The following is a 6336-nucleotide window of genomic DNA, read 5'->3' as shown; positions in this document are numbered from 1 at the left end:
ACAGCGTAGAGAGTTGGAAGACTTTCATAACTATTTGTGCCGCCATCCGAAGGCGGCGGAATGGAGATTTATATGAAGATACGGATCCTGGTTGACAACAACACACTGATTGACCAATACTATGTAGGGGAACCAGCAGTGTGCCATTACATTGAAATGGACGGCATGCGCATATTATTTGACACAGGATATTCCGATGTGTTCCTTAAGAATGCCAGGGCCATGGACATAGATATGAGGGATATAACACATATTGTGCTGTCCCATGGGCATAACGACCACACGGGCGGCCTTGCCCATGTGTGCGCGGACAGCATGGGAATCCATCATCCACGGCCGGACATCCGGCTGATTGCCCATCCGGGATGCTTTGAACCCAAGGCATTTGACGGGGAGGATATAGGTTCGCCTTGGGGAAGGGATGTGGTTGAAACGTGTTTTGACTATATTCCTGCCGTAAAGCCATGGTTCCTGTCTGAAAACTGTGTGTTCCTGGGGCAGGTCCCCCGGGAAAATGGATTTGAAGGCAGGGATGCAATCGGGGTGAGGAAAACTTGGAACGGCTGGCAGCAGGACATGCTGGAGGACGATTCGGCCCTGGTCTGTAAGGTGGAGGGCGGATTGTTCATCATCACAGGATGTTCCCACAGCGGTATCTGTAATATCGTGGATTATGCGGTCAAAGTGTGCGGGGAATCCAGGATTGTGGGGATTCTGGGCGGATTCCATCTGTTTGATGTGGATAACCGGCTGGAGCAGACCATCCGCCATCTGGAGAGGATGGGGATAAAGACACTTTATCCATGCCACTGTGTATCCCTAAAGGCAAAAATAAAAATGGCAGAAACCCTGAATGTGTCGGAAGCCGGCGTGGGGATGGTAATCATGGAGCAGGATTGAGGGGAATGAATTGTGGAGGGTTATACTGGAAATAATTGTAGGAAGACCGAGCTGAAAAATTTCGGGTTTCCCTGCGTCTTTTTCATATATTCAACTGTCAGACTCCTGTGCAGACAGTATAGGAAATTTTTAAGAATCACTTGAAATCATGATGAAGATTGACTATAATAAAAGTGTAATAAAAAAGGAACAACCACCTCATACAAGAGGTTGGCCTATATCAACGATAGAAAAATCCACCCTCTCAACGGCCAAGTTTACAAGGGTGGTTTTTCTGTACCCGTTTCCGGGATTTAGAAAACGCTACTGACTAATCTTTAAGATTAAGGTCAATAATGCGAGAATGAACATGCCAAAGGCCATTAAATCCTTAAAGTCAAATTTCATCCGCACCACCTCCCATCTTATGTAAAATGGAAGGCCAACACCTTGTTATAACATGATTGTTCCCTATGAAATATTTTACCAGATTATCTTTGGTCTTTCAATAAAGGAATGAATGGGTTCTAAGAAAACAGGGGGGTGAATTGGTGGCTATTATCCTCCGCAATCTCTCTATTAAGATTACACATACTGGCCCAGGATTCCCTCCACCGGAAAAGAGTATCTTTTGAGTCCCAAACTGCTATTATTAGATTAGGGATATTCTGGTATTGATTTTTCAATGTCATCCTTATGGAATAGGTAACTTTTTTGATATCTTGGCTGCCATTGACCATCTTTATCAAGTGAATAGAGGTCTCCTTTTGCTGTCTGTGACTGGTGGATTATGAATTGCAAAGTCGGCGCACATGCCCTGTGAAATAAAATTCTGTTCTATGTATGCCCTTATTAGGGCTGTTTGCTGTTCTAAAGTCAGTTCATGAGGTTAGTCTGTCAAACTTCCGGGTGTCAAAGACCCGTGAAAAAGTTGTAGGAAGACTGTACTGAAAAAATTTCCAGTTGACCTTTTATCGACTTTATGTTATCATCGGTACCATAATATTTTTGAACTTGAAAGCGAGGCGTCTTTTTGTTAATTGTATCTGTTAGTGGAAGATAATGAATCTATGGTGTACAGCAGGTCCGTGCTGCGCAGGTGATGATGTGCCGGGTATTACCCGGATACAAAGTAACCTGTGGGCGTTATTTGCTGTACCATCATCCCTGACAGATGGACATATAGAAGTGTGTGCTGCGGCGTGTGGATGCAGCACCTGGCAGACCTATGTGACGAAACCTGTTGGTGGATGTCCATGGGTTTTTTGTTTTCCATTTTTATTCTCATGAAACGGATTGTAAGGAATAAGCAGAATGGAAAGGAATACAGATACAATGAATCATACATTTGACGCGGTTGCATTTACGGAAATCATAGGACAGCTGGAAGGATACGCCAATTCACCCCAGGCAAAGGAAAAGATAAGGGAACTTCAGCCATATCTGGATGAAGGGGAACTGAAACGGAACATGAGGGACACCACCCAGGCCAGACAGATGCTGGACCTTCTTGGCACGCCTCCCCTTCCTGTCATGGAACAGATTGGCCGCATTGTGGAAAAGGCAGTGCTTGGGGAGCTGCTGCTTCCGGAAGAGATGGAAGAGGTAGGGATGTTCCTGGCAGCCGTCAGGCGGATGCAGGCATATCTGGAACGTGGGAAGATGCATCACATCCCGGCTGCATTTTACAGTGATGATTTATCTCCCCTTACGGAACTGAAGGAGGAGATAGAGCGGTCGGTGCGCCATGGCCGGGTCGACGACCATGCATCCGGCACCCTTTGGGGAATCCGCAAGGAAATCCGCGGCCTGGAGGAAAAGATTAAGGATAAGGCGGAATCCCTGTTAAAAAATAATAAAAAGTATATGTCCGAAGCCTTTGTGGTCACCAGGAACCACAGGCTGTGCCTTCCTGTAAAGAAAGAGTATAAGTCCAGGGTGCCTGGCAGCGTCATAGACAGTTCATCCACAGGGGCCACGGTGTTTATTGAACCGGAAACAGTGGCAAGGCTTCAGGACCAGAGGGAAATCCTGCTGGTGGAGGAGGACTGCGAGGAGAGGAAAATCCTCTACAGCCTGATGGATATGATTGCATCCCAGGAGCCATCCATAAAAGGCAACCTGGAAACCCTGGCAAAGCTGGACTTCATCTTTGCAAAAGGCAAGCTCAGCGCACAGATGGAGGCAAGGGAACCTGCCATCAACACCGAAGGGTGTATCTGCCTGAAGGATGCCAGGCACCCCCTGCTGCCTTCTGAATCCAATGTGCCCCTGCAGTTTGAAATCGGCGGTGAGAAACGCGGAATGATCATAACAGGCCCCAATACAGGCGGCAAGACCGTGGCCATAAAGACCGTGGGACTTTTCACGCTGATGGCCGGATGCGGGCTGCATCTGCCCTGCGCTTACGGCGATGTTGCCATGAGGAACCTGGTGCTCTGCGATATAGGCGACGGGCAGGACCTTGCGGATAACCTGTCAACATTCTCAGCCCATATCACCAATGTGATGGATATACTCCGCAGGGCCACCAGGGACAGCCTGGTAATCCTGGATGAACTTGGCTCCGGCACGGACCCGGCTGAGGGAATGGGGATTGCCATCGCCATACTGGAAGAACTGCGCCTTCGCGGCTGCCTGTACCTGGTGACCACCCATTACCCGGAGGTCAAGTCCTATGCAAGGAAACATGGGGAAATCGTCAGCGCCAGGATGGCGTTTGACAGGGAAAACCTAAGGCCCCTCTACCGCCTGGAGATGGGCAAGTCCGGGGACAGCTGCGCGCTTTATATTGCAAAGCGCCTGGGAATGCCGGGACACATGCTTAAGGTGGCCGCAGGGGAGGCCTATGGGGATATCAAGGAAAGCCTGAAGCAGGAACTGGGGCTGGAACAGAAGGAAGAGGAGGGCATAAAAAGGATCTATGAACCAGGTATCACGGTTATGAAAAAGAGGACGGAGTCCACGGATGTATCCGGGATATTCTCAAGAGGTGACAGCGTAAGCGTGGAACCGGCCGGGGAGCCTGGCATCGTGGTAAAGCCTGCGGACTTAAAGGGAAATGTCCTGGTTCAGGTGAAGAAAGAAAAGCGCCTGGTAAACTACAAGCGCCTGAAACTCAGGGTCAAGGCGGACCGGCTGTATCCGGAGGACTATGATTTCTCCATTATCTTTGACAGCGTGGAGAACCGTAAGGCCAGACATGCCATGGAACGGAAGTTCCAAGCGGGCAGGGAAGTTAAGGTCGAGGAGTATTAATCCGTTCATGATGTGGCGGGGGCCGTGGCTGGCCGGTCCTGCCACATCGGATTTACAAGTAGTTTACTGCATGTAAGTTTTTATAAAGGGCATATATGTAACAGTTTAAACTAGATGGTGGGATTGGGCGCATGAAAAATTCTTGCATGTAATGATAAGAAATGTTACAATATAGATATAAAGAGGAACAACCGCCCACAAGGTGGGTTGACCAGTAAGAAGATAGAAACTCCACCCTGCTACTCGCCAAAGTTTAGGGGTGGTTTTTCTATGTTAAGCTGGTGTACTGGCACGATGACTTCTGGTAAAACTCCGCAGGATATTTTTCTGAGAGTGCAGGTCAAAAAACGGAGGCGTAGCGGGCTACGCTGAGTATTTTTGACCTGTGCTATCAGGAAAATAGACAAGGAGGTTTGCCTGAATGTCATCGTGTCAGTACACTAGTGACAAATCAAATAAATGAATGTCAGTAACGCTAAAATAAACATTCCAAAAGCCATAAGGTCTTTAAAATCGAAATGTTTCATAGACATCACCTCCATCCTATGTAGAATGAAGGTCAACGCCACCCTGCAACACGATTGCTCCCTAAGAAAAGTATATCATATATACAAGAGACGGCAACATATTCTTTTATCAGCAGTCCGTTTCATAGTCTGTATGTGGTAAGCAGTTTCTTGTAAACTGACCTAAAGATTGCTTATAATAACATAGAAAGCCGCATGTCTGCCGATAATGCAGGCAGAAGGGATACCGACCAGGACCGGCCGGCATTGCAGATCAGGGATTGCTGCTGTGGGTAAGGAAATGTGGGACAGCCAAAATGAAAGGTACGGAGTAACATATCATGAAGACACTGGGGACAAAGCGCATTGATGTAAAAAAACATAACAGGGGACAGATCTTAAAACTGATTGCCACCGGGACCTGCAACAACCGTGTGGAACTGGTGGCCCACATGGGCATGACCAAGATGGCCATAACCAATATGGTGTCGGAGCTGGCGGATAAGGGACTTGTAAAAGAGGGCGGTGTGGACCAGTGCGATGGTGTGGGCCGCAATCCCATCAGCCTGAGGATACCGGAGGGCGCGCCGAAAACCATTGGGATCCTGATCCTCAGGGACCGGTGTGAGGCCGTGCTCTGTGATTTTTATCTGAATGTGCAGTACAGGAAGACGGTCATGCTGCAGCAGCCGGATAAAAGGGAACTGATATCCATCATTTACGCCCTGACAGATGCCATGCTCGGATATGAAAAGAATATTTTGGGGATTGGGATTGCCAGTATCGGTCCCATTGATTTTGACCGGGGCATGATACTGAACCCGCCCTACTTTTACGGTATCCATGACATACCGGTGGCCAGCCTTTTGGAGGACAGGTATTCCCTTCCCGTGTTCATGGACCATGACAACCAGAGCGCGGCCCTGGCAGAACTTCTCTATGGGAATGGAAAGAACAGGGACAGCTTCATGCTTTTAGGCATGGCAAGGGGCGTGGGCTGCGGTATTGTAAAAAACGGGGCATTGTATGTGGATTCCAGGAAACTGGCGCCCGAGGTTGGCCATGTGAGCATTGACTACAGGGGAAAGAAGTGTATCTGCGGAAACCGCGGCTGCCTGGAACTGTATGTTAACACGGATGAAATCCTGGGCCGCCTGAGGAAAGCAACGGGCCAGTCCTTAAGCTTTGCCGGATTCTGCCATATGAAGGAAACGGACCGGATGTGCGAGATATTCGAGGATGTGACGGAAAAGATAACTTCCGCGCTGGTGAGTACCGTAAACCTGCTGAACCTGGACCTGGTCCTGCTTGGATATGATGGGGTCCATCTGCCTGAAAAGTATGTGAAACAGCTGGAGGATGGGATCAATGAATTGAAATTCGCCAGGGACAGGAGCAGGACCGGGGTAAAAAGGGCGTATTTCGGGGAAGATTCACAGCTGTTGGGAGCTGTCTGTAATGTGCTGAATCAGGTGTATGAGGGGAATATATTGTTGGATTAGGGAATGGATTTTCAAATATATTTAAGGGTGTGCCAGGAGGTAAGCGGATGCCGGGCACGCCCTTTTTGTTGTCTTACAGCCTTTTAGACATCTTGCCATATGTATATCATGCACAAAAATAAACCGGAATTAATATGTAAATTATACAATATTTAATTAGTATATTGACTTTACTAATTAAAGGGCTTATG

At 48.1% G+C, this 6336-nt stretch carries 4 protein-coding genes; 3 read left to right on the top strand and 1 reads right to left on the bottom strand.

Annotation, left to right across the window (positions count from 1 at the left end):
* The first annotated feature begins 72 nt into the window (after positions 1–72).
* A complete protein-coding gene (locus LK536_RS56875; protein WP_025483713.1) occupies positions 73–900 on the top strand; it encodes an MBL fold metallo-hydrolase in 828 nt (275 codons plus the stop codon).
* 724 nt (positions 901–1624) lie between these two features.
* Here LK536_RS56875 and LK536_RS56870 read toward each other — a convergent pair.
* Positions 1625–1759 carry a MobA/MobL family protein gene (locus tag LK536_RS56870; protein ID WP_081739090.1) on the bottom strand — a complete coding sequence of 45 codons (135 nt, stop codon included), beginning with the start codon at positions 1757–1759 and terminating at the stop codon, positions 1625–1627.
* Between the two features lie 455 nt (positions 1760–2214).
* On the opposite strand from LK536_RS56870, the gene LK536_RS56865 reads away from it, so the two are divergent.
* Together LK536_RS56865 and LK536_RS56860 are read left to right on the top strand one after the other, a co-directional pair.
* Positions 2215–4137 (top strand): endonuclease MutS2, encoded by a 1923-nt coding sequence (locus LK536_RS56865; protein WP_227797252.1) that lies wholly within the window; start codon positions 2215–2217, stop codon positions 4135–4137.
* An 847-nt stretch (positions 4138–4984) separates the two neighbouring features.
* Entirely contained in the window at positions 4985–6145 is a 1161-nt protein-coding gene (locus tag LK536_RS56860) for an ROK family protein (RefSeq protein WP_008721117.1), read from the top strand.
* Positions 6146–6336: the final 191 nt, after the last annotated feature.

The sequence above is a fragment of the Clostridium pacaense genome, assembly GCF_020709765.2.
Classification (GTDB): domain Bacteria; phylum Bacillota; class Clostridia; order Lachnospirales; family Lachnospiraceae; genus Enterocloster; species Enterocloster hominis.
The sequence above is the reverse complement of the archived record's forward strand: the minus strand, read 5'-3'. Positions and strand labels throughout refer to the sequence as shown.

Excerpts from the sequence above, each read along its gene's own strand:
- LK536_RS56875 (WP_025483713.1), top strand. The coding sequence starts at position 73 with ATGAAGATACGGATCCTGGTTGACAACAACACACTGATTGACCAATAC.
- LK536_RS56865 (WP_227797252.1), top strand. The coding sequence starts at position 2,215 with ATGAATCATACATTTGACGCGGTTGCATTTACGGAAATCATAGGACAG.
- LK536_RS56860 (WP_008721117.1), top strand. The coding sequence starts at position 4,985 with ATGAAGACACTGGGGACAAAGCGCATTGATGTAAAAAAACATAACAGG.